The following is a 24,868-nucleotide window of genomic DNA, read 5'->3' as shown; positions in this document are numbered from 1 at the left end:
TCCGGAGAGGCCGGCTCCATCGAACGCGCATGGCGATCGATGGAGCCCATCATCTGCAGCTTAGTTGGAGCAGGTGAACGAGGCCGCGGAATTGACGTCTCCCGTGCCGTTGTACTTCGGCCACTTCGGATAATCGCAGAGCGGACGCGTACGGCCGGGAACGCCGACGGTATCGGCGACCACCTGGCTCGACGGGCTCGTGCTCTTTTCCGACCAGTTTTCCAGCGCGGTGAGGGAATCCCAGGTCGCATTGAAAACCGTGCTGGCGGCATGGCCCAGTCCGGGCACTTCATAATAGCGCGCGAACTTGTCCACCTCCGACGGTCCCATCTGGCTCTGCAGGCGCTGGTAATACTCCTCCGTCGCCCGGGTGCTGACCAGGACGTCGACCGTGCCGTGGGCCATCAGCAGCTTGCCTCCCTTCGCCGCAAACGGCGCGAGGTCGACCCGCGTGTCGAGCTGGGTGCTCAGCTCGCTGATCCTGCCTGCATAAGGCCCGGGGTTTTCCGGATCGAAGCTCAGGGAATCGAAGTTCGCATCCTTGGTGACGGAACTCTTGATCCACTGGTCCAGCAGCACGCTGACGTAGGGCGCCGTGCGCGGCATGGGCATGACCGGCTGAGAGGTGCCGAAGGCCAGGAAGGTGACCGTCGGCTGCACCGGCGAAGGATTGGTCGTGATGCCGAGATCCGCGCCCCAGACGTTGTAGCCTGGATAGTGGTTCTCGCCACTCGCCAGTGAGAAGTTGAAGCGCGTGTCCGTGTTGATCGTCTTCAGTGCCGTGATCTGCGCGTCCGACAGGCAGGTGTCGCCGGTATCCGCGCCGTTGGCGCAGCGCAGCGGATTGCCGTTGTAGGTCGCAGTCGTGGGATTGAACACCGCATTGCAGCGGTTCTGGTTGCTGATCAGGCCGTCATTCACGCCATCAAGGCCGTCACATGCCGCCATGACTGCGTTATACAACAACTGGCGCTTGGCGGTGTTCGGGTAGGCGCCCGGCTGCGCCAGCGCACGGTTCATGCGCTGTCCGCCGAGGAGCGCCGCGGCATCGTTCCATGCGGGATACCAGGAGATCGCGCCATCCCAGTCGGCCGGCCAGCGGGTGACGGCGGCGAGCGCCTCGCGTCCGCCGGTCGATCCGCCGGCGAAGTAGGCTTTCTGCACCTTGTCGACGGCATAGCGCAGCTTGGCGAGATACATGGCGGCATCGCGGGTCTTCTTGATAGCGTCTCCGCCGAAGTTCCTCGCGGCCTCGTCGTTCAAGGCGAAGGAACCGTCCTGCGAACCGAAGGCATTGGCCTGGTGGCCCGAATCGCTGGCGAAGGTGACATATCCCCTGCCAAGCGGTGTTGCCTTGTCGGTCGGCCCGTTGGGAACGTTGCCGGTGACGTTGGGAATGCTGCCGTCGAAACCGCCGCCGCCGAGCATCAGCGCCTTGGAATTCCAGTTCGTCGGCAGTGCGACGCGGAACTGGATGTTAGGCGCGGTCTTGTCCACCGGGGAGATGGAGGCGTTGACCAGGCAATGTTCGGGAACCGCGCTGGCGCCCGTGCCGCTGGCGGCAACCAGCGTGGCGCTCGTTACCGCGCCGCCCGACGTCGGCAAGCCGATCGACGATGCCGGAATGGCCGTTCCCGCAAGCTGCGCGCAGGTGAGCGGCAGGACGGCGGGCGTGGTCGTCGTGGTTCCGGGGTCGCTGGCAACCGGCGTGCTTCCCCCTCCCCCGCCTCCGCAAGCCGAAAGACCCAGGGCGGCCAGGGCTATCCAGCCGGCCGGCTGAGCGATTCTCCATGTATTCATGCTGTCTCCTAGTGTAATGATATTGAGCGTCTGGAAACTCGACGAGCCTGGCTGCCGCTGTTCTTTGGTACGTCGGCTGCAAGGCGAGTTGAGACAATTCAATTTTTACGCGCGGGTGTCGCATGTTCAATGTGCGAACGCGCTACACAGGAGGGGTTTTCAGTGTGTTGTCGGGACAGTTGGCGAATGGCAGTTTGATTTGGCGCATGTGCTGCATTCCGCCCGCAGTGATGACATAGATGGCGGGGAATAGCAGCGCGCGGCTTCACATCATCCCGGTGTGGACTCGCACACCGGATTCAGGCCGTGGCCGGGTCGGCCTGGGCCGCGTCCGCCAGCAAGGCTTTCCGGTTGGGGCAATCGTGCAAGCCGGTGCGCATCCTGTCTTCATCGGCCAGCAGTTCGGAGACCCACTCCACGAAGGCGCGTACCTTCGCCGACAGGTGCCGGTTCTGGGGATATACCACGTGCATCGGAATCACGTTGGAGCACCAGTCCGTTAGCACCGGTTCCAGCTGGCCGGTCTGCACATAAGGCTTCACCATGTAAGCCGCCATTTGCCCGACACCCAGTCCGGCGATGCCCGCGGCGAGGTAGCCGTTGGAATCGTTGATCGCGATGCGCCCCGGCACGCGTAGTTGCAGGCGCTCCTCTCCCCGGGCGAAGATCCAGTCGTGGACCTTGCCGGTGCGTGCCGAAAAGTAATTGATGCAGCGATGCGCCAGCAGGTCGTTCGGATGCGTCGGCGTGCCATGCAGGGCGAGGTAGGATGGCGCGGCGCAGGTCGCCAGGGCGATGCTGCCGACCCGGCGCGCCACCAGGGTGGAATCCGCGAGGTCGCCGCCGCGCACGGCGCAATCCACGCCTTCCTCGACCAGGTCGACGGTGCGGTCGGTGCAACCCATCTCCAGCTCGATTTCCGGATAACGTTCATAAAAGCTTGGCAGCGCGGGAATGATCAGGGTGCGGGCAAGCGCGGTCGGCACTTCCACGCGCAGCCGCCCGCGCGGGCTGGACTTCGACTGCGAAAGCGCTTCCTCGGCGTCGCGCACGTCGGCAAGTATCGTCTGGCAACGCTCGTAATAGGCGGCACCGTCAGGTGTCACGCTGATCTGGCGCGTGGTGCGGTTGAGCAGCTTGACGCGCAGCTCCTGTTCCAGGTTGCGGATCAGCGTGGAGACGGTTGCCTTTGGCAACTGCATGTTTTCCGCGGCGCGCGTAAAGCCGCCGGCATCGACGACCTGCACGAAAATCTCCATGGCCTGAAGCTTGTCCATTAGTACCTCCTGTTCCGGTTCAGCATCCGCATGCATCATTGTTCAGATTCATGAACAGTCAATTCATTGCGAGGTTATTTATCCGGATTGTAGAACAAAGTTATCCTGCTACGCATCGGCAAACAGGAGTTCATCATGACTTTGCGAGAAGCGACTTTCACCGCGGCGGCGGTCCTGCTGGCAGCGTACGGCGCGGCCGCTGTCGCCTGCAGCAGCGCGCTGGCGGAGGCGATGGACGCGGGCGGCGCGGTGAGCGCGCAGTACCGCGGCTTCGAAGATCTGGCGCAGCGCGTATTCGTCATCCCGGTCGCCCGGGATGCTTCGTGACAGCCATGGGCAATGAACAGCTCCGCCGCCGCGACCTCGACGTGCAAGGCGCACGCGGCGCCTTGGCCGCGCGCCTGTATGTTCCTGCGCCTGCCTCGGGGGAATCCGCAGGGGGAAACGACGGGCTGGTCGTTTTCTTTCCGCCCGGCGCCTTCCTTCAGGCGGACCTCGATGGCGTGGATGAATTCCTGGGCCTGCTCGCCTCACAGACCGGCTGGCGGGTGCTTGCCAGCAAGTACACCCTTCCCGCCGAAGCGCCCTTCCCGGCCGCGGTCGAGGATGCTCATGCCGTCCTGAAGTGGGTGCAGCGGCACCGCGCGCGGCTGGGATGGAATGGAAAGTCCCTGGTCAGCGCCGGCATCGAAGCCGGCGGCAACCTCGCGGCGGTATCCGCGGTGCTGGCGCGCGACCGGGGCGGCCCGGCGCTTGCCGGACAGGTATTGATCATGCCCATGCTGGACCCCGGCCTGACGAGTTGTTCGATGCGCCAGGTCTCGAATACCGATGGCAGCGCGCGGGAAGCCGAAACCTGCGCGGCGGGATACCGCGATTACCTGCCACGGGCGGTCGACAGGACCCATCCCTATGCCTGCCCGCTGCAGTCGAGCCGGATGAAGGGTTTGCCTCCGGCGCTGGTGCTTTCCGCGCACGACGATCCGCTGCGCGACGAAGCCGAGCAATACGGCGCCAAGCTGTCGGCTGCCGGCATCGCGGTCACGGCCAGGCGGCTCGGTCCGCTGGGCTTGCGGGAGCCGGATGCGCGCTGCAGTTGCGTGCGCAAGCACGACGTGCTGGATGCCATTGCGGGCTTCCTTGCCGGGCTGGCGCATAAGTGAATGAATGAAGTGAATAAATGACTGGATCGGCCCGCCAGGCGGGCGCCCTGGGTCAGCAGACTAAACAAAAAGAAAACAGAAAGAGGAACCACCATGAAACGACAGACCACGCTGATTGCCTCGGGCGGATTGGCGCTAAGCGCAATCGCCGCCTTCGTTCTCGCCGCCTGCGGCGAGCCCTCCGCCAAGGAAGCACCCCAGCAGAATGCCGGCCCGCCGATCACCGCCGCCGCCGTGCTGGAGAAGCCGGTCGTCGAGACGCAGGAATTCTCCGGCCGCATCGAGGCGGTGGAACGCGTCGAGATCCGCCCGCGCGTCTCCGGCTTCATCGCGGCCGTGAACTTCAAGCCGGGTGCGGTGGTGAAGAAGGGCGATGTCTTGTTCGTCATCGATCCGCGACCCTACCAGGCGGAAGCCAGCCGCACCGAGGCGGTCGCGAATGCCGCCCGCGCCCGGGCCGATCTCGCGAAGCTGGAACTGGTCCGCGCGGACAAGCTCGTGGCGGAAAAAGCCATCGCGCAACGCGAGGCCGACGAAAAGGCCTCCGCCTACAAGGAGCTTGAGGCCAATGCCCGCGCGGCGCAAGCGGCCTACGAGGCGGCGAAGCTTAACCTCGGCTTCACCAAGGTCCATTCTCCTATCGATGGCCGCGCCAGCAAGGCGGAAGTTACCCTCGGCAATCTCGTCGACGGCAACGTGGTCCTGACGTCGGTGGTGTCGAGCAACCCGGTGTACGCGAGCTTCGATGGCGACGAGGATGCCTTCCTGCGCGTCAGCGCCCAGGCGCGCAAGGGCCAGCCCGCAACGGTTCGCGTCGGCCTGGCGAACGAGGAAGGCTTCCCGCGCGAAGGCAAGCTGGAGTTCGTCGATAACCGCATCGATCCGGCAACCGGCAGCGTACGCATGCGGGCCGTGTTCAAGAACGACGATAACGCACTGGCGCCGGGCTTGTTCGCCCGGGTGCAGCTCGCGCCGACCGGCGAAGGAGCAAAGACCGCCTTGGTGGCTGAGCGCGCGGTCGGCACCGACCAGAACCGCAAGTTCGTGTACGTCGTCACCCCGGACGGCAAGGCGGAGTACCGGCCGGTGCGGCTGGGCCCCGTGGTCGACGGCATGCGCGTGGTGCGGGAAGGCCTCAAGCCGGGCGAGAAGGTCATCGTCAACGGCTTGCAGCGTGTTAGGCCGGGCGCGCCGGTCACGGCGGAAACGGTGCCCATGGATGCGGCCCTGACCGTCGGCGGCAAGGAAGCCGCCAGGCAGCAGGACAGCGGCCAGAAGACGGCGAGCAAGGACAACGCCGGACCGCAGAAGGAAAAATCCTGACGTAGGGCCCGGCGGCCTGGCCTGCCGGCCAGCTTCGCCTGACGCATACCAGCCAGCCTCCCCGCCGCAGCGGCGGGAGGGCCGGCGCTGTCACACCTTCCAAGCGAGCATCTCATGAATTTCTCCCGCTTTTTCATCGACCGCCCCATCTTCGCCGCCGTGCTGTCGATCATTATTTTCGTCGGCGGCGCGCTAGCCATCTTCAAGCTTCCGATCTCGGAGTATCCGGAAGTGGTTCCGCCCTCGGTCGTGGTGCGCGCCCAGTATCCCGGCGCTAACCCGACGGTGATCGCCGAAACGGTCGCCGCCCCGCTCGAGGAGCAGATCAACGGCATCGAAAACATGCTCTACATGTCGTCGCAGGCCACCTCCGACGGCTCCCTCGCCCTGACCGTCACCTTCAAGATCGGCACAAATGTCGAGCAGGCGGAAAGCCAGTTGCAGAACCGCGTGCAGCGCGCTCTGCCGCGCCTGCCGGAAGAAGTGCGGCAGATCGGCGTGACGACAGCCAAGAGTTCGCCCAACCTGACGATGGTGGTGCACCTGTCTTCGCCCAACGGCCGTTACGATGATGTTTACCTGCGCAATTACGCGGTGCTCAACATCAAGGACCAGCTCGCGCGCATTCCCGGCATGGGCGAAGTGCTGTTGTTCGGCGCCGGCGACTACGCGATGCGCGTCTGGCTCGATCCCCAGAAGGTTGCCGCGCGCAACATGACGGCGAGCGACGTGGTCGCCGCCATCCGCGAACAGAACGTGCAGGTAGCCGCCGGCGTGATCGGCGCATCGCCGTCGAAGAACGCGGAATTCCAGCTCACGGTCAACACCCAGGGCCGGCTGCAGACCGAAGAGGAGTTCGGCAACATCATCGTGCGTACCGGCGCGGATGGCTCGGTCACGCTGCTCAAGGACGTGGCGCGCATCGAGCTCGGCTCCAACGGCTATGCGCTGCGTTCACTGCTGAACAACAAGTCCGCCGCGGCAATCGCCATCTTCGAGGCGCCGCAGTCCAATGCTCTGCAGCTTTCGGCCGACGTGCGCGCCAAGATGGAAGAACTGAAGAAGGATTTCCCGGAAGGCGTCGACTACAGCGTCGTCTACGATCCCACCCAGTTCGTGCGCGAATCGATCCGCGCGGTGATCCACACGCTGCTCGAGGCAGTCGCACTGGTGGTGCTGGTGGTCATCGTGTTCCTGCAGACCTGGCGCGCTTCCATCATTCCGCTCGTTGCCGTGCCGGTCTCCATCATCGGCACCTTCGCGGTGCTGCTCGGCTTCGGTTTTTCCATCAATACGCTTTCGCTGTTCGGCCTGGTGCTGGCGATCGGCATCGTGGTGGACGATGCCATCGTGGTGGTGGAGAACGTCGAGCGGAACATTGCCGCCGGCCTCTCGCCGCGCGATGCCACGGTGCAGGCCATGAAGGAAGTCAGCGGACCCATCATCGCGATCGCGCTGGTGCTGTGCGCGGTGTTCGTGCCGATCGCCTTCGTCTCCGGCCTGTCGGGACAGTTCTATCGCCAGTTCGCGCTGACGATTGCTATATCGACGGTCATTTCCGCGTTCAACTCGCTCACGCTGTCGCCGGCGCTGGCGGCAACCCTGCTCAAGCCGCATGACGCGCCCAAGGACGCATTGACGCGCGCCATGGACAAGCTGTTCGGACGCTTCTTCGGCTGGTTCAATGCGGTGTTTCACCGGGCATCGCACGGCTATGCCGGCGGCGTGCGTTCCGTGCTTGCCCACAAGTCGGCCGCGCTTGCCATCTATGCGGTCCTTGCCGTCGCCGCCGTCCTCGTGTTCAAGGCGGTGCCGAACGGCTTCGTGCCGGGGCAGGACAAGCAATACCTCGTCGGCTTCGCCCAATTGCCGGATGCCGCTTCGCTGGACAGGACCGAGGAAGTGATCCGCAAGATGTCCGACGTTGCCAAGACGGTGCCGGGGGTGCACGATTCGATCGCCTTCCCCGGCCTGTCGATCAACGGCTTTACCAATGCGCCGAACGCCGGCATCGTGTTCTTCGGCCTGGATGGCTTCGAGAGCCGCAAGTCTCCGGAGCTTTCCGGCATGGCGATCGCCCAGCAGATCAACCAGAAGCTGGGCGGCATCCAGGATGCGTTCATCATGGTGTTCCCGCCGCCGCCGGTGAACGGCCTGGGCACCATCGGCGGCTTCAAGCTGATGATCGAGGACCGGGGCAACCTGGGCCACGACGAGCTTTACAAGGCGGTCCAGGCACTGCAGGCGAAGGCCTGGCAGACGCCCGAGCTGGCCGGCGTGTTCTCCAGCTACCAGATCAACGTGCCGCAGCTGTTTGCCGACATCGACCGCACCAAGGCCAAGCAGCTCGGCGTGCCCTTGTCGACGATCTACCAGACGCTGCAGATCAATCTCGGTTCGCTGTATGTCAATGACTTCAACCAGTTCGGACGCACTTACCAGGTCCGGGTGCAGGCCGACGCGCCCTTCCGTTCGCACGCACAAGACATTGCCCAGCTCAAGGTCCGCAGCAGCAAGGGCGAAATGATTCCGCTGTCCTCGCTCATGCGCGTGAAGGATAGCTATGGCCCCGACCGCGTGCAGCGCTACAACGCCTACGTTTCGGCCGACATCAACGGCGGCCCGGCGCCCGGCTATTCCAGCGGCCAGGCGCAGGCGGCGATGGAGCGCATCGCTAAGGAAGTGCTGCCCAAGGGCGTGAGCTATGAATGGACGGAGCTGACCTACCAGGAAATCCTTGCCGGCAACACGATGGTCTTCGTCTTCCCGCTGTGCGTGCTGCTAGTGTTCCTGGTGCTCGCGGCGCAATACGAAAGCTGGACCCTGCCGCTGGCGGTCATCCTGATCGTGCCGATGTCGATTCTCTGCGCGCTGCTGGGCGTGAAGCTCACCCATGGCGACAACAACATCTTCACGCAGATCGCCTTGTTCGTGCTGGTCGGCCTGGCGTCGAAAAACGCCATCCTGATCGTGGAATTCGCCCGCGAGCTCGAAGAGCATGGCCGCAGCATCGTGGACGCCGCGCTCGAAGCCTGCCGGCTGCGCCTGCGCCCCATCCTCATGACGTCCATCGCATTCATCATGGGCGTGGTTCCGCTGGTGTTCTCAAGCGGGGCCGGCGCGGAGATGCGTCATGCGATGGGCGTGGCGGTGTTCGCCGGCATGCTGGGCGTCACCCTCTTCGGCCTGTTCCTCACGCCGGTGTTCTATGTGCTGCTGCGCATGCTCGCCAAGCGTTTCGAAAAACACAAGCCGGCGGCGATCGCGTCGCAGCCGGAAGGAGTTGCATGATGACCCGGATGATGCATCGATTCACGCCTCTCGTCGCCGCCCTGCTGCTGGCTGCCTGCGCAACGCCGGCATTCCAGGCGCCGGAAGTCGAGCTGCCGAGCAATTTCAAGGAAGCCGCTGCCGATGGCAAGTGGAAGCCCGCCCAGCCTGCCGAAGCTCAGGCGCGCGGCGAATGGTGGAAGGTCTTCGGTGATGCGAGGCTCGACGCGCTGATCGCCGAGGCGACAGCGGCCAACCAGAACCTGTCCGCCGCGGCTGCGCGCGTCAGGCAATCGCGCGCCCTCGCCGGCATCGCCGAGTCGGAACGCATTCCGCAGGTGAACGTGCAGGCCGGCGCCCAGCGCGGCCGCGCGTCGGCGGTGCCGCTCGGGCTGCCTGCCGGCACGCCTGTCCCTGCGGGCAACGTCTTCCAGGCGGGCCTTGGGGCGAGCTATGAAATCGACCTCTTCGGCCGGGTGGCCGGCAACGTCAGCGCCAGTCAGGCTGACGCTGCCGCCAGCGAAGCGACGTTCCGCTCGGTCCAGCTGGCGCTGCAGGCGGATGTCGCGCAGACTTATTTCCGCCTGCTCTCCGCAGATGCCGAGCTCGGCCTGCTCCGGGAGACGGTGCGCCTTCGCGAAGAAAACGTACGCATCAACCAGCGCCGCTTCGATCTGGGCGACATCGGCGAACTTGATCTCGCGCGCGCCAATACCGAGCTGTCGACGACGCGATCCGACCTGCTGGCCGTCGAGCGCCAGCGGGCCCAGCTGGAACATGCGCTGGCCATCCTTCTCGGCAAGCCGCCCGCAGCGTTCAGCCTGGAAACCAACCTCTTGCTGGCAGCCGCCATGCCGTCGATTCCAGCCGGATTGCCTTCGGCCCTGCTCGAGCGGCGTCCTGACATCGCGGCAGCCCAACGCGCCATGATCGCCGCCAACGCCCGCATCGGCGTGGCAAAGTCGGCCATGTTTCCGGCATTGCGCCTGACGGCGGCCGGCGGCGGCGAGTCGGCGGACCTGGCGGACGTGTTCAACTGGACCAGCCGCACCTGGCTGCTCGGGGTGGCGGCAGCCTTGCCCATCCTGGATGGCGGCCGCAACCGAAGCAACATCGCGCGCAGCGAAGCGGCGCTTGAGGAAGCCGTGGCCGCCTACCGCCAGAGCATCCTGGCGGCGCTGTCCGAAGTAGAAGACAACCTTGTTGGCTTGCGCACGCTGGCTGGCCAGTCGGAGGCCATCGACAGCGCGGTTGCGTCCTCGCGCCGCAGCGCCGAACTGGCAGACAGGCTGTATCGCGCCGGAAGATCGAGTTATCTCGATTTCCTGGATGCGCAACGCAATCTCGCCAGCGCCGAACGGGCCGCGGTGCAGCTGCGCGGCGCCCGCGCAAGCACGACGGTAGCCTTGATCCGCTCTCTCGGCGGCGGGTGGTAGCCCATTCCTGACCCGACCGCTTTTAACCGGCCGCTGGCCGGTTTTTTTTATGCGGCGAGCTCAGCCTTCCTTGAGCAGCCGCCGCAGCATCTTTCCCGTGCCCGTCGCCGGCAGCTCGCTGCGGAAGATCACCTCGCGCGGCGCCTTGTAGGACGCCATCTGCTCGCGGCTCCAGGCAATGATGTCTTCCGGCGTAGAGGCCGGCGCGCCCGGATGAAGCACCACGAAGGCCTTGACCACTTCTCCCTTGGCCGGATCCGGGATGCCGATCACCGCCGCCTGTTTCACCGCGGGATGCTTGATGAGTATCGTCTCCACTTCCTCGGGGAAGACACTGTAACCGGATACCTTGATCATCTCCTTCAGGCGTCCGGTGAAGGTAAGGTTACCGTCAGCGTCGAGCTTGCCCATGTCGCCGGTAAAGACCCAGCCGTCGCGCAGCGTCGCCGCGGTGGCTTCCGGCTTGTTCCAGTAGCCCTTGAAATTACCCGGGCTGCGCATCGCGATCTCGCCCAGCGTGCCCACCGGCAGATCGTTGCCTGTTTGCGGGTCGACGATGCGGCATTCGACCCCGGGAAGCAGCCTTCCCTGGGTGCCCCAGCGTATCGCGTCGGGCGGCGTGTAGGTATCGCAGGTATGCGTCTCCGACAAGCCGTAGGCGGCTTCGTAGGTCTGGCATCCGCCGGCGAAGGCGCGCCAGCGCTCGGCCAGTTCCTCGGTCAGGGTAATGCCGAAGCTGGTGCATGGATTGATGCGCAGCGAACGCAGGTCGTAATCGCCGGCCTGCGGCGCCTGCATCACCGCCACGTTCATCGGCGCGATGCTGTACCAGTTCACCACCTTGTAGCGGTCGATCGCCTGCAGGACCGCCAGCGGATCGAAGCGGTGCAGCAGCACCGTGGTGGCGCCGCTGTAGACCGTGACGTTCAAGCCCATCAGCATGCCCGCGATATGGTACAGCGGCGCGACCGCCAGCATCACATGGTCGTGCTCCGCGCCGCTGGCGAAGGCGGTGCATGCGGTCTTGAACAGGGCGTTGCGATAGGTCAGCATGGCGCCCTTGGGCATGCCGGTCGTGCCGGATGTATAGGTCATCAGCGCGACATCTTCCATCTGCAGGGCGGGCTGCGGCACCGCTTCGCCGGGCTGCTCCAGGCTTTCCAGGAAGTCCATCGTTCCCGCCACCGCGAGCTTGGGCGTGCTCATCTCCGGCGGCACGCTGATGGCGGGCTCCGGCGGCAGCATGTCGCCGTAATGGGTCAGGAAGACATGCTTGAGGCGGGTCGAGGGCAGCACTTGCTCGATCACCGGATAAAGCTGGTCGGCGGCGACGATGACTTCCGCGCCGAGGTCGGCGGCCTGGTATTCCAGCTCATGCTTCTTGAACAAGGGACTGCACGGGCTGATGATCGCGCCAAGCTTCTGGATGCCGAAATGGGCAATCGCATATTGCGGGCAATTGTTCAGGAAGACCAGCACGCGGTCGCCTTTCTTCACGCCGAGCGCGGCGAGCTTCACCGCAAAGCGGTCGCTCAGCCGGTCAAGTTCGCCATAGCTGATTTCCTTGCCGTACCAGAGATAGGCAGCCTTCTCAGGGCGGATCCGCGCGTGATGGCGCAGGTATTCGTGCAGGGGTTGCTCTCCGTGGCGGTAGTCAATTGCCTGCATGGCTTGTCGTCTCCTTGTCGATTGCCTGGGAAGGCTTGTCTGCATTCGGGTCCGCCGGTGTCGGCGCGCCCTGCATGAATGGCGCAAGCGGGTTGCCGGCGAACATCGCCCCCACCTCCAGGAAGCTCGCTTCCGGCGCCGCGCGCAGTTCCAGCCGCGCGCCGGTCGCCGGATGGGTGAAGGCCATGCCGGTTGCCGCGAGCATCAGGCGTCCCTGCCCGAAGCGTTGCGCGAAATACCGGTTATGCCGCCCCCGTCCATGGTAAGCGTCGCCGATGATGGGGTGGTTGATGTGCTTCATGTGCCGCCGCAATTGGTGCTGGCGGCCGGTCTCGGGATACAGCGCCACCAGGCTGTAGCGGCTGGTGGGATAGGTTTCGATCGCCACCGCGATCTCCGTGGTTGCCAGCCGGCGAAACCGCGTCCGCGCCTCGCGCACCGGCTGCGGCTCGGCCAGCCGCCGCCTGTCCTCCGGTTCTTCGCGCAGCGGGTGGTCGATCAAGCCCTCGTCCGGCGTCCATCCGCGCACCATTGCCACATAGGTCTTGCTTACCTCGCCGGCCATCAGCGCCCGGCCCATCAGGCTGGCGGTCTGCGGATCCCGCGCGAAGAGGAGCAGGCCGGAGGTGGGGCGGTCCAGGCGATGGACCGGATACACATGCCCGCCGCCATTGAGCTGGCGTGCGAATTGCAATGCGAACACGGTTTCGTGCTTGTCGATGGGACTGCGGTGCACCAGGAGGCCGGCCGGCTTGTGCACCGCCAGCAGCCAGGGATCGCGATACACCTCGGTAAGCGGGTTATCGGTCATGGCGGTCGGGACATGGTTCTGTCATGGCGTTCATTGCGCTGTCTCGGTGGGTTGAAAGATTGGCCCGTGGATCGCCAGTATAAAGAGCGGGAGCCTGCCTTGCGATCGCTCTACGGTAGAAATACTAGGTCTTGTTGACTTCGCAATTCTCTCGCTTAGTATTGAGTCCGCTACGCTCGCGGACAACGCATCGGGCGAGCCGGCACGGCCGCGGCCGCTGCACGCTTATTGACATCCTCCCCGCCCTAAGGTGCGGGAATTCCTGCTGCCAGCGCCTGATGTCCCAGGCGGAGAGTGTTCTTAGCTGAGTTCACATCGCGATCATGATGTTGGCCGCAATGCTCGCAGGTCCATTCTCTTATTCGTAACTCTTTCAGCCCGCTAGGGCCGCTGTGTGAAAGACACGCAGAACAGGTTACGGTGGTAAATGCCTCGTTCACCTCCAGTACAAATGCCGAGTGCGCAACCGCTTTATACTTCAGCATATCTCGAAATGAACTCCACCCTGCATCCATTACACTCTTGGCCATTTTGGTCTTGGCCAATTTGGATGCATTGACGTTACCAACGACAATGAGGCCGTAAGTTCGCACCAGCGCGGTGGACAGCTTGTGTAGGTAATCTATCCTTCTATTGGCAATCTTTGCATGGATCGCCTTGACGCGCCGTTTCTTATTGGCGCGTTGCGACTTGGTTAATTCCGGCTCTAAGTCGCGGTAGAATCGATTTGCCTCTTCTTTCTCGCCGTTGCTGAAGGCGGCAAATTCTTTCAAGCCCAGATCGATGCCGACTTCATTGGTCACCGGCATGGCATGCACGTCAGGTACTGAAAAGGTAATACTGATGTACCAGTGACCCTGCGCATCCTGGGAAAAGGAACCTGTCTTGATTTTGGCATGAGAGGGAAGCGGACGGCTCATCCAGACCTTGAACAGCTTGCCGCCATAGGCAAAGCCGTTCGACTTGACTTTGATGCCAGACGCCTTGAACGGGATCCAGCCAGTATGCCTCCTGCCCCGATAGCGCAGAAAAGGGCGATTCTTTTCTGAGCGCCGTGCGGCGTAGGTTTCACAGACCGCTTGGATGGTCTGGGAGTGCAAGCCCAGCTCTTTAGATGCGCCAGCACACAGATTCGACAAATCAAAGCCGCTGGGCCACTTCTTGCCCCACTTTAGCGCGTGCTTTTGGGTGTCGTTGCAAAAGTTCCAGTTGAAATTGACCGCGCGTGCCAGACCATCCAGGTGATTGGCGCAAGAGCTGTCTTTGATGCGGTACTGGAAGGAGCGGATCATAAAAAATTAGATTGGGGCATATCAACCAAAAAGCAAGGCGCTCTGAAAGCGCCACGTCTTATATCCCCGTTATAAAGGACCAGGTCTTACAACGCAAAGAGATAAAATTTGGCGACAACCCATCATGATGACGATCTTCGTCATGCCCTCGCTCACCCGGGTTTTCCGTGCCGTTGCGCTTTCCCTTTCCGCTGCCCGCCCTGCCCATGCGTCGGTGACTTTGCCAGCCTCTAACATCGATCCTTAAGTGCCTCCCACATGGGGTTGAAAGAAACTTTCGTTGCATACTTTCCTTATCTGCTGATACAAAAAGTACTTGGGTACCTGGACCGCCGGAACCAGTCCCGGTAAGTCCTCTCGAAGTGAGAGACGCAACCGGATCAACGACGAGACACGCGCAAAGGCCGTTGAATCGAGATCCCCGCCTACCCACCAGCAAAACAAAACTCCTCAACCCCACGCCAAGGTCCGCCCTTGTACTCCCACAACATGAGTCCTGCAGACCGGCCCGCGGCCATGCTCCACCCGGCCGAAAGCGAATCATAAAGCTCCCGTGCCTGCGCCGCCGGCACCTTGTTCTGGATCGTCACATGCGGCCGAAAGCCCTGCCGGTCCTGCGGCGTCAACCAGTCCCGGAAGCCGGCAGCAAGCCGACCATGCAAGGCGCTTAATCCGGTACTGACGATCTCGATGGCGACTCCCCGTCCCAGCATCCGCACGCGAGGAAACTCGATCGTCATGGGCGCGGTCATCGCACACTCCTGCTGAAGACGTTCCCTGATGGCCTGCAATTCCTCTCCCGGAAGCGCATGGAACAAGGTGACGTGCGCGGACAGGAAATTGCGCTCCGGCGGAAAATGCGTACGACGCAAGCCATCCAGGCGCTCGAAGGAATCGGCATCGAGCTTCAAGGTCAGGATGAGCGGCGATGCGTGGATCAAGATGACGTTGCCTTCGGACTGTAGACTTCAGAGCAAGGGAAACTTCGTGCGCCCGCTGTCGATCAGGATGAACTCGCCGGTCGTCTTGCGCGCCCCGTCGCACAGCCAGAAACAGGCGTCGGCCACGTCCTCGGGCTGTATGGTGGCGCCGAGCGGCGTCGATTTCATGTAGGACTGGCGTGTCGCCTCGTAACGTTCCTGCCCGAGCCCTTGCTGCAGCCAGGGCGTTTCGACCATGCCGGGCCCGACCGCGTTGATGCGGATCTCCGGCGCCAGCGCGCGGGCAAGTCCGAATGTCATCGCGTTGAGCGCGCCCTTGGACGCCATGTAGGCAACGCTCGACCCGACGCCGGACACCGAGGCGATCGACGACACGTTGACGATGCCCGCGCCGGGATGGCGTTTCATGAGCGGAGCCAGCGCGCGGATCATCTGGTAGGCGCCGATGACGTTGACGGCATAGATGTCCTGGAAATCCTGGGCACCCAGTCCTTCGAGGTTCTGGGCAGCGACGAACTTGGTGGTGCCGGCGTTGTTGACCAGCGCATCGCACCTTCCCCACCTTGCCTCTATCGCCTGGGCAAGCGCCCGGCAGTCTGCGTCTTCCGCGACGTTCGCCCGTTGCAGCATCACCTCGGCGCCGAGCGCGGCGCATTCATCCGCGACCTTCTGCGCCGGTTCGGGATTGCGTGAAAAGTTGATGACCACGTTGTAGCCACGTTCGGCGAACAGCCTGGCGGTGGCGGCACCAATGCCTGATGAGGATCCCGTGACGACCGCGACTTTCCTGCTCATGCTTGTCTCCATTCTTAGATGATCGTTCTGCCTGCGGGCGGCATCTCGTAGCCCATCCAGCCCAAACCAGTAAGGTTACTGAAATTCGGATTTCCTTGCAGCTTGCCCGGAGGCATTGCGTCGAGCCCGCGAACGCGGCAACGAAGACATGAGAGGCAACCCCCATTCCGACAGGGGAAAGCTGAAAAGGCAAGACGCGTTTACCATGCGAGCATTGGCCTTCCAGGAAAGACATCATGCTGCGAGATCACGAACAACGAGGCGACAGGGAACGCCAGCGCCGCCAGGTCATCTTTTCGGGCATCTGCGCGCTGATCCTGACGGTCGGGCTGGCGCGGTTTGCCTACACGCCGATGCTGCCCATCATGCAGCGTGAAGCGGGCCTGAGCTATCTCGCCGGCGGGTGGCTGGCGACATTCAACTACATGGGTTACATGGCGGGCGCATTGCTGGCGGCAACCACCGGGGAACCCAGGCAGAAGTTCCAGCTCTATCGCGCGGGGCTGCTGATCGCGCTGGCGAGCACAGCCGCGATGGGAATGACGGAAAACGTGGCGTTGTGGGCGGCATTGCGGTTCGTCTCCGGATTCTCGAGCATCGCCGGCCTGCTGCTGGCCTCCGGCCTCATCCTCAACTGGCTCATCCGGAACGGCCATCAATCGGAGCTGGGAATGCACTTCACCGGAGTGGGCCTCGGCATCCTGATCTCCGGCGTGGCGGTCGGGACGATGGCAGGAAGCCTGTCCTGGGACAAGCAATGGCTTGCGCTGGGCGCGCTGGGACTGGCGTTTTTCTTCCCCGCATGGCGCTGGCTGCCTGCGCCGCAACCGGTGCAAGGCGGAGGCGCGGCCAAGGCGGGCCCGCCACCGCTTTCGCGGCGTTGGCTTGGCCTGCTGATCACCGCCTACTTTTGCGCGGGATTCGGCTTCGTCATCGGCGCCACCTTCATCGTCGCCGTCGTCGAAAAGCTGCCCGCGCTCGCGGGCAAAGGCGCCTGGGTCTGGGTCATCGTCGGCGCCGCCGGGGTGCCGTCATCCTTCTTCTGGGATTGGGTCGCGCGCCGTGCGGGAGAAATTCCTGCGCTGATCATGGCGTTCGCCGTGCAGGCCGTCTCGCTCATCATTCCCGCCACGACCCAGAGCGGCTTCCTCAACATGACGAGCGCGGTGTTATACGGCATGACGGCGGTGGGCATCGTCAGCCTGACCCTCTCGCTGATCGGGCGCGCCTATCCTGGCAATCCGGCCAAGGCGATGGCCGGCCTGACGCTCAGCTATGGCGTGGCGCAGATTACCGCGCCGGCAATGGCTGGCTATATTGCGGCGGCGACCGGTTCGTATCGCGGTGCCTTGCTGGTGGCGACCGCGGTCATGATAGTCGGCATGGCGCTGCTGCATCTGTTGCGGCGCCAGGCGAAGCAAGCCATTTCGCCGGTCCAGGCCTGATCGGCGAGGACCGGCGGCAGGCGCCGCGGATCTATCCGCGCCGTTCCACGTTGGCGTCGGCGACCGCCAGCGCCGTCATGTTGACGATGCGCCGGGTCGTCGCGGCGGCATTCAGGATATGCACGGGCTTGGCAGCGCCGAGCAGGATCGGCCCGACCGTCACGCCGAAGCCGCCGGTGATCTTCAACAGGTTGAAGGCAATGTTGGCGGCATCGAGGTTCGGCATGACGAGCAGGTTGCAGGTCCCTGCCACGGGCGTGCCGGGAAGGAAATGACGGCGGATGTCCTCGGACAGCGCCGCATCGCCCTGCATTTCCCCTTCCACCTCGAGCGCCGGCTCCAGTTCGGCCAGCAGGTCCCGGGCGCGCCGCATCTTCTTCGCTGATGGCCTGCTCGACGAGCCGAACATCGAATGCGACAGCATGGCCACCTTCGGCGTGAGTCCGAAGCGCCGTATTTCTTCCGTGGCCATCAATGTGATCTCTGCCAGCTCCGCGGCGCTCGGGTCATCGTTGACATACGTGTCGGTGATGAAGATGGTGAACCTGTCGAGGGTAAGCGCATTCATGGTCGCCATGACGGTGGCGCTCGGCTTCGGCCCGATCACTTCGCGCACGCGGTCGAGATGCTGGTCGAAGCGGCCGACGGTTCCGCACAACAGGGCGTCGGCATCGCCCTGCTCCACGAGCATGGCGCCAATCAGGGTGGTCGAGCGGCGCAGCGCTGCCCGCGCCATGTCCGGCGAGATGCCGTCGCGCCCGCGCATCGCATGGTAGGCATCGGAATAGGCGCGGTAGCGCTGATCGTCTTCCGGGTTGACGAGTTCGAAATCCTGTCCCGGGCGCAGGCGCAGGCCGGCCTTGCGGATGCGCAGGTCGATCACGTTCGGACGGCCGATCAGGATCGGGCGGGCAAGTCCTTCGTCGATAACCGTCTGCGCCGCGCGCAGCACGCGCTCTTCCTCGCCTTCGGCGTAGGCCACGCGCTTGGGCATGGATTTGGCCAGGCTGAAGACCGGCCGCATCAGGAGTCCGGTGTGGTACACCAGCTGGCTCAGCTGCTGGCGATAGGCATCCAGGTTCTCGATCGGCCGGGTCGCCACGCCGGACTCCCTCGCGGCTTGCGCGACTGCGGGCGGAATGCGCTCGATCAGGCGCGAGTCGAAGGGCTTGGGAATGATGTAGTCGGGGCCGAAGGACAGTTCCTGCCCGGCGTAGGCCAGTGCCACGGCGTCGTTCGTTTCCGCCTGCGCGAGGTCGGCGATGGCTTTCACGCAGGACAGCTTCATCGCCTCGGTGATCTTGGTGGCGCCGCAGTCCAGCGCGCCGCGGAAGATGTAGGGGAAGCACAGGACATTGTTGACCTGGTTCGGATAATCCGACCGGCCGGTGGCAATGATGCAATCGGGGCGCGCCGCCTTCGCCACTTCGGGACGGATCTCGGGCTCGGGGTTGGCCAGCGCGAGAATGATCGGCCGGTCGGCCATCGACTTGACCATGTCCCCGGTCAGCACGCCCGCCGTGGAGCAGCCGAGGAACACGTCCGCGTCGCGCATGATGTCCGCCAGCGTGCGGGCGCCGGTCTGCTGCGCATACCGCGCCTTGTTGGGCTCCATGCTGGCGTCGCGCCCGGTAAAGATGACACCCTTGGAATCGGTCACATAAACGTTTTCCCGCTTCACGCCGAGCTCGACCATCAGGTCGAGGCAAGCGATGGCCGCCGCGCCCGCCCCGGACACCGCCAGCTTGACCTCGCGGATATCCTTGCCAACCACCTTCAATCCATTGAGCAACGCGGCCGCGGAGATGATGGCCGTGCCATGCTGGTCATCGTGGAACACCGGGATGTTCATCCGCTCCCGCAACTTCTTCTCGATGTAGAAGCATTCCGGCGCCTTGATGTCCTCGAGGTTGATGCCGCCCACCGTCGGCTCCAGCATCGCGATCGCATCGACCAGCTTGTCGGGGTCGTGCTCCGCGAGCTCGATGTCGAACACATCGACATCGGCGAATTTCTTGAACAGGCATCCCTTGCCTTCCATCACCGGCTTGCCGGCCAGCGCGCCGATGTCGCCTAGGCCCAGGACCGCGGTGCCGTTCGTCACGACCGCCACCAGGTTGCCGCGCGAGGTGTACTCGGCGGCAAGGTCTGGATTGCGGGCAATTTCCTCGCAGGCGTAGGCGACGCCGGGAGAATAGGCCAGGGACAGGTCGCGCTGGTTGGACAGCGCCTTGGTGGGCACGACCTCGATCTTCCCCCGGGTCGGCTTGCGGTGGTAATCCAGCGCCGCTTCGCGAAGCTGGTTGTCTTCTCCGTTCATTTCTGTTGACATGGCTGTCCTTTGGTGAGGGGGCGGGCATCGTCCAGTGCCTGCGCGGCGGTAGGCACCCGCTGATCACTTCGCTTGGATGAGGGCGGCCGGACGACGGCCCGGGGTGCTGGTCCGGGCCTGCGTATGGCTTGTCTCCTTGATTGCACAAATTAGATGGCGACTTGTCCATGTTGTTCTCGGCAACACAGCTGTCTTCCGCGTATCCATCAGGCAGCAGGCAAGAGGGAAGTCTGCGCCTGTGCAGGTCGTTCCTGCCGGAACTCAGGCGTGGCGCGTGCGCTGCAATGCGGCAAGCGCATCGCCCAGGCGTTTGTCCATCACCGCGCCGACGTTGAACCTCGACCAGCGCGACGTCTGGCTGGAGTCCACGGCAAAGATGCGTCCCGGAGCCATCACGATGTTTCGCGCAAGCATTTCCTCGGCGAGCACGAGCGAGTCATCCATCTCCTTGAAGGCGGCCCAGAGGTACAGGGACTGCGGCGTCTGGACGAAGATCTCCGCGCCATAGGATGCAAGCAGGTGCGCGGCCTTGCCGGTCACCTCTCCCAGGCGGGCGCGCAACCGGCTGAGGTGCCGCTGGTAGTGGCCTTCCCGCAGAATGATGTCGATGGTGCGTTCGCAGTATTCCGAGCTGTTGACATGGATGAGGGTCTTCAGGTCGGCGAGATCGCTGGCAAGGTCTGCGTTGCAGGCAATGAAGCCGACGCGCAGGGATGCCGAGAAGGACTTGGAAAAGCTGCCGATGTAGATCGTGCGCTCCAGCTGGTCGAGCGACGAGAGGCGCGGGGAATTCACCGGCTTGAAATCGGCCAGCGGATCGTTCTCCACCAGCAGGACATCATGCTTCTGCGCGAGCTGCAGCGTGCGGAAGGCCTTGGCCTGCGAGATGTCCGAGCCGGTCGGATTGTGCGCCAGCGATTGGGTAAAGAAGAGACGGGGCTTTTCACGCGCCATGAGCCGCTCGAGAACGTCGAGATCGGGGCCGTCGGTCAGCCTCGGCACGCCCAGCACGCGGGAACCGGCAAGCTTGAGCTTGCCGAACAGAGGATAGTAGCCGGGGTCATCGACCAGGACGGCAGCCCCCGGCGGCAGGAAATAGCGGATGACCATGTCCATCGCCTCGTTCGCGCCATGCGTCAGCACGATCTGGCGCGGCTCCGCGCCGATGCCGAAGTCGCCCAGCTTGCGCACGAGCTGGTCGCGCAATGGCGCATAGCCGAAGCGGCTGCCATAACGGAACAGCGAACCGAGGCCGGTCCGCACCACCTTCTGATGATACTTGTCCAGCCGCACGTCCGTCAGCCACTCGACGGGCGGAAACCCGTCGCCGACGGCAAGCGTATCCGGACCGCGCTTCAATTGCTCGCGCATCAGCCAGACGATGTCCATCGCCCGTCCCAGGGTCTCGCTGTCCTCGCTGCGCTTGGCATCCGGCTTGCCCAGGACATAGTAGCCGGAGCCACGCCGCGGTTCGACCAGTCCGCGCGAGACGAGGATCTCGAAAGCGGCAACGACCGTGTTTTTGGCATATTGGTGAAGCGCGGCAAGTTCGCGCAAGGAAGGCAGCTTCTCGCCTTCCCGATACGCGCCGTCCCGGATCTGGCGCTCGATGTCGTTCGCCAGCGCCACGGGAATGGACTGCGACTTCGAGGGCGCGGCCTGCGCACCGGTTTCCTTGGGCATGGCTCAATTCCTTTCGGCATGACGGGCGCAGCGCTTCGGCACCATACCATGACTGTCCCGGCAAACTGTACCTTTAGTTCTTGGTACAGTGCGCCTACATTGTAGCCATTCCTTCTTGAACACATATAAACCAGGAGACATGGCATGGATTCCCGCCTTCCCAATTTCCGCGCGCTCACGCCGGAACAACGACGCGAACACCTTGCGCGCGCAGCAGGCCTGACCGCGGAAGACATCGCGCTGCTTGCCACGCCGGGCGCGCTCGGCATCGATCGCGCCAACGGCATGATCGAAAACGTGATCGGCACCTTCGAGCTTCCCTTCGGCGTCGGCGGCAACTTCCAGGTCAATGGCCGCGACGTCCTCGTGCCCATGGTCGTGGAGGAGCCCTCGGTCGTGGCGGCCGCTTCCTACATGGCCAAGCTGGCGCGGGAATGCGGCGGCTTCGAAACCTCCAGCAGCGGTCCGTTGATGCGTGCGCAGGTGCAGGTCCTCGGCATCACCGACCCGTATGGCGCGCGCCAGTCCCTGCTGAAAAACCGCGATGCCATCCTCGAGGTCGCCAACAGCCGCGACAAGGTGCTGCGTGAACTGGGCGGCGGTTGCCGCGACATCGAAGTCCACGTGTTTCCCGATACGGCGCGCGGACCGATGATCGTCATGCATCTCATCGTCGACGTGCGCGACGCCATGGGCGCGAATACCGTCAATACCATGGCGGAAGCAGTATCCCCGCTGGTGGAGAAGCTGACCGGCGGCTCGGTGCGGCTGCGCATCCTGTCAAACCTGGCAGACCTGCGCCTGGCGCGTGCACGGGCGCACTTCACGCCCGAGGTGCTGGCGACCGCCACGCGCAGCGGCAACGAGATCATTGAAGGCGTGCTGGATGCCTACGTCTTCGCGGCCATCGATCCCTACCGCGCGGCGACGCACAACAAGGGCATCATGAACGGCATCGACCCGGTGATCGTCGCCACCGGCAATGACTGGCGTGCGGTCGAAGCCGGGGCGCATGCCTATGCCTGCCGCAGCGGCCGCTACACCTCCCTGACGCATTGGGAGAAGGACACGAGCGGCGCCCTGGTCGGCACCATCGAGATGCCGATGCCGGTCGGCCTGGTCGGCGGCGCCACCAAGACCCATCCGCAGGCACGGCTCGCGCTGAAGATCATGGACGTGAAGTCGGCACAGGAGCTGGCTGAGATCACCGTGGCGGTCGGTCTCGCGCAGAACCTTGGCGCCTTGCGCGCGCTGGCCACGGAAGGCATACAGCGCGGACACATGGCGCTGCATGCCCGCAACATCGCTCTCGTCGCCGGCGCCGTCGGCAACGAGATCGATGTGATCGCCAAGCGCATGGCGGAAGAGCAGGACGTGCGCACCGACCGCGCCCTGGCCCTGCTGGCGGAAATGCGCAACGCATAGTGTCCACGCTTCCCGGGCACGAACCGCCATTCCGGTGGCGTCCATTTAATTAGAATTTCAACCGCGTTACGACGGAGAGAGACAATGAACAAGACCAAGCACCAGCGCCCCGCCCTCCTGGCCATCGTTGCCGCCGCCATGCTGGCGGCGCACGGACCTTCCCTGGCACAGCCGAACAACGAACCGTTCCGGATCGGCTTCATCACCGACATGTCCGGCGCCTATGCCGACACCGATGGCGTGGGCGGGCTGGAAGCGATCAAGATGGCGATCGAGGATGCTGGCGGCACAGTCCTCGGTAGGAAGATCGAAGTGCTGTCCGCGGACCACCAGAACAAGGCGGATACCGCGGCGGCCAAGGCCCGGGAATGGATCGACCAACAGCAGTTGAAGATGCTGGTCGGCGGGGTGAATTCGGCGGCGGGCCTGGCGATGAACAAGGTCATCGCCGACAAGAAGCGCGTGTATTTCAACATCGGCGCGGCGACCGCACGCCTGACCAACGAAGAATGCACGCCCTACACGGTGCATTATGAATACGACACCGTCGCGCTCGCGAAAGGCACCGGCTCCGCCGTTGTCGCCCAGGGCGGAAAGTCCTGGTATTTCCTGGTTGCGGATTATGCATTCGGCCACTCCCTGCTGAATGACACGAGCGACGTCGTCAAGGCTGCCGGCGGGACGGTCGCCGGTTCGGCAAAGCATCCGCCGAATGCCAACGACATGTCATCCTTCCTGTTGCAGGCCCAGGCATCCAAGGCGCAGGTGCTCGGACTTGCGAATGCGGGAACGGACACCATCAATTCGATCAAGGCCGCGGCGGATTTCGGCCTGAACAAGACCATGAAGGTGGCGGGCCTGCTGATGACGATCAACGACATCCACGGACTCGGCCTGCCCGTCGCCCAGGGATTGCTGATGACCGACAGCTGGTACTGGGACAAGGACGATGCGTCGCGCCAGTTCGCCAATCGTTTCTTCCAGAAGATGAAGAAGATGCCAAGTTCCCACCAGGCGGCGGATTACTCCGCCACGTCGAATTACCTGAAGGCCGTCAAGGCGGCGGGCACGGATGATGCGGACAAGGTCATGGCCGAACTCAAGAAGATGAAGCTCGACGACTTCTATGCGAAGGGCTCCATCCGGCAGGACGGCAGGTACGTGCACGACATGTATCTCATGCAGGTCAAGGCGCCGGCCGAATCCAAGAAGCCCTGGGATTACCTGAAGACGGTCGCCACCATTCCGGGGGAGAAGGCTTTCACGCCGTTGAACGAGAGCCGGTGCGCTTTGGTCAAGCGTTGATGGGATATGGCGGCATGCCGGACTGGTGATGCTGCCCTGCTTGATTTTTTAGGCAGGTGCGTCGATGTCCCTTGATTAGTCCTGCTGCGACCAAATCTCCCTCCGTCATTTCCGCGAAGGCGGGAATCCCATCTCGGTTTTCTCTCCGGTGAACCGGTTGGGGTTCCCACTCCGTGGGGACTTGCCGGGGCTGGTCCCGGCGGCCCAGGTCCTTTCTTTGGCAGCAGACAAAGAAAGGACCCAAAGAAAACTGCTCTCACCCCCATGTGGGAGTCACTTCGGGCGGCCTTGTTCGTTGGTTTAAGGGGATGCCGTCCTCCACCGGAGTAAGCACCTGACACGCATTCGATGCCTCGACCTCCTGCCGCATCGGCATGGCTCTAGCCTGTCCCGACTACGGGGAGCACCTTCCTACTCATTCATTCCCGCCTACTCCTGCCATTCCCGCCTACCCCTGCCATTCCCGCCTACCCCTGTCATTGCCGCTTACCCCCTGTCATTCCCGCGAAGGCGGGAATCCCATTTCGGCCGTCCAGCGCGATGCACGTAGCGACTCCCCCGACCTTGCCTGAACCCGGTGTATAGTTATCCAGCCTCAACCAGGGAGTTCCTCAATGGCATACGCATACGTCGTCGGGCAGATCACCATCAAGGACGCAGGCAAGTGGGCCGAGTACCGGGACAAGGTACCGGCAACGATCGCCCCTTGGGCGGGCGAACTGGTCTTCCGCGGAAAGCGGGCCGCCACGCTCGCTGGCTTTAGCCCACACACGGACATCGTTGTGATCCGATTCCCGGATATGGAAGCGCTCAACGGCTGGCACGCATCCGCGGCCTACCAGGCGATCATACCCCTGCGGCAGGATGCGGCTGATGTCGTGCTGGTGTCCTATGAAGCCTGA

18 protein-coding genes are annotated in these 24,868 nt (G+C 63.8%); 9 read left to right on the top strand and 9 right to left on the bottom strand.

Going from position 1 to position 24,868, the window contains the following annotated elements:
* Positions 1-60: 60 nt before the first annotated feature.
* A complete protein-coding gene (locus G3574_RS15160; protein WP_163964663.1) occupies positions 61-1,800 on the bottom strand; it encodes a tannase/feruloyl esterase family alpha/beta hydrolase in 1,740 nt (579 codons plus the stop codon).
* A gap of 299 nt (positions 1,801-2,099) precedes the next feature.
* The gene (locus G3574_RS15155; RefSeq protein ID WP_163964660.1) at positions 2,100-3,077 is read right to left on the bottom strand and encodes a LysR family transcriptional regulator; all 978 of its coding nucleotides are present in this window, start codon (positions 3,075-3,077) and stop codon (positions 2,100-2,102) included.
* A gap of 135 nt (positions 3,078-3,212) precedes the next feature.
* On the opposite strand from G3574_RS15155, the gene G3574_RS15150 reads away from it, so the two are divergent.
* The 5 genes from G3574_RS15150 to G3574_RS15130 all read left to right on the top strand — a co-directional run bounded on the left by G3574_RS15150 (position 3,213) and on the right by G3574_RS15130 (position 10,269).
* Positions 3,213-3,404, top strand: a complete 192-nt coding sequence (locus tag G3574_RS15150) for a hypothetical protein (protein ID WP_163964657.1) — start codon at positions 3,213-3,215, stop codon at positions 3,402-3,404.
* A 5-nt stretch (positions 3,405-3,409) separates the two neighbouring features.
* The gene (locus tag G3574_RS15145; protein WP_163964655.1) at positions 3,410-4,240 is read left to right on the top strand and encodes an alpha/beta hydrolase; all 831 of its coding nucleotides are present in this window, start codon (positions 3,410-3,412) and stop codon (positions 4,238-4,240) included.
* Between the two features lie 93 nt (positions 4,241-4,333).
* Positions 4,334-5,563, top strand: coding sequence for an efflux RND transporter periplasmic adaptor subunit (locus G3574_RS15140; RefSeq protein WP_163964652.1), 1,230 nt, complete (start codon positions 4,334-4,336; stop codon positions 5,561-5,563).
* A 114-nt stretch (positions 5,564-5,677) separates the two neighbouring features.
* On the top strand, positions 5,678-8,854 hold the full coding sequence (locus tag G3574_RS15135; RefSeq protein ID WP_163964649.1) for an efflux RND transporter permease subunit: 3,177 nt from the start codon (positions 5,678-5,680) through the stop codon (positions 8,852-8,854).
* On the top strand, positions 8,854-10,269 hold the full coding sequence (locus tag G3574_RS15130) for an efflux transporter outer membrane subunit (protein ID WP_163964704.1): 1,416 nt from the start codon (positions 8,854-8,856) through the stop codon (positions 10,267-10,269). Before G3574_RS15135 ends, G3574_RS15130 begins: the two co-directional genes overlap by 1 nt.
* 60 nt (positions 10,270-10,329) lie before the next feature.
* Here G3574_RS15130 and G3574_RS15125 read toward each other — a convergent pair whose 3' ends face one another.
* From G3574_RS15125 to G3574_RS15105, 5 genes are all read right to left on the bottom strand, one after another.
* Positions 10,330-11,937: an AMP-binding protein gene (locus tag G3574_RS15125; RefSeq protein ID WP_163964645.1), complete on the bottom strand. Its 1,608-nt coding sequence runs from the start codon at positions 11,935-11,937 to the stop codon at positions 10,330-10,332.
* Positions 11,924-12,748, bottom strand: coding sequence for a pseudouridine synthase (locus G3574_RS15120; RefSeq protein WP_163964644.1), 825 nt, complete (start codon positions 12,746-12,748; stop codon positions 11,924-11,926). Before G3574_RS15120 ends, G3574_RS15125 begins: the two co-directional genes overlap by 14 nt.
* A gap of 245 nt (positions 12,749-12,993) precedes the next feature.
* Entirely contained in the window at positions 12,994-14,040 is a 1,047-nt protein-coding gene (locus tag G3574_RS15115) for an RNA-guided endonuclease InsQ/TnpB family protein (protein ID WP_163964641.1), read from the bottom strand.
* Between the two features lie 425 nt (positions 14,041-14,465).
* Entirely contained in the window at positions 14,466-14,981 is a 516-nt protein-coding gene (locus tag G3574_RS15110; protein ID WP_205609798.1) for a 2'-5' RNA ligase family protein, read from the bottom strand.
* A 27-nt stretch (positions 14,982-15,008) separates the two neighbouring features.
* Complete coding sequence (locus G3574_RS15105; protein WP_163964638.1) at positions 15,009-15,776, bottom strand: SDR family NAD(P)-dependent oxidoreductase; 768 nt, start codon at positions 15,774-15,776, stop codon at positions 15,009-15,011.
* A 236-nt stretch (positions 15,777-16,012) separates the two neighbouring features.
* Here G3574_RS15105 and G3574_RS15100 point away from each other — a divergent pair, with 236 nt between their 5' ends.
* Positions 16,013-17,221 (top strand): YbfB/YjiJ family MFS transporter, encoded by a 1,209-nt coding sequence (locus tag G3574_RS15100; protein WP_163964635.1) that lies wholly within the window; start codon positions 16,013-16,015, stop codon positions 17,219-17,221.
* Positions 17,222-17,252: 31 nt separating this feature from the next.
* Here G3574_RS15100 and G3574_RS15095 read toward each other — a convergent pair whose 3' ends face one another.
* On the bottom strand, positions 17,253-19,553 hold the full coding sequence (locus tag G3574_RS15095; RefSeq protein ID WP_163964632.1) for an NADP-dependent malic enzyme: 2,301 nt from the start codon (positions 19,551-19,553) through the stop codon (positions 17,253-17,255).
* A 261-nt stretch (positions 19,554-19,814) separates the two neighbouring features.
* Positions 19,815-21,236: an aminotransferase-like domain-containing protein gene (locus tag G3574_RS15090; protein WP_163964630.1), complete on the bottom strand. Its 1,422-nt coding sequence runs from the start codon at positions 21,234-21,236 to the stop codon at positions 19,815-19,817.
* Positions 21,237-21,380: 144 nt separating this feature from the next.
* Here G3574_RS15090 and G3574_RS15085 point away from each other — a divergent pair, with 144 nt between their 5' ends.
* From G3574_RS15085 to G3574_RS15075, 3 genes are all read left to right on the top strand, one after another.
* Entirely contained in the window at positions 21,381-22,661 is a 1,281-nt protein-coding gene (locus G3574_RS15085) for a hydroxymethylglutaryl-CoA reductase, degradative (protein WP_163964627.1), read from the top strand.
* A 138-nt stretch (positions 22,662-22,799) separates the two neighbouring features.
* Entirely contained in the window at positions 22,800-23,966 is a 1,167-nt protein-coding gene (locus G3574_RS15080) for an ABC transporter substrate-binding protein (protein WP_235953465.1), read from the top strand.
* 614 nt (positions 23,967-24,580) lie between these two features.
* Positions 24,581-24,868: a DUF1330 domain-containing protein gene (locus G3574_RS15075; protein WP_163964623.1), complete on the top strand. Its 288-nt coding sequence runs from the start codon at positions 24,581-24,583 to the stop codon at positions 24,866-24,868.

The organism is Noviherbaspirillum galbum (assembly GCF_010974945.1).
Taxonomy (GTDB): domain Bacteria; phylum Pseudomonadota; class Gammaproteobacteria; order Burkholderiales; family Burkholderiaceae_D; genus Noviherbaspirillum; species Noviherbaspirillum galbum.
Note: the sequence above shows the minus strand (reverse complement) of the source record. Positions and strands in the feature narration are given on the sequence as shown.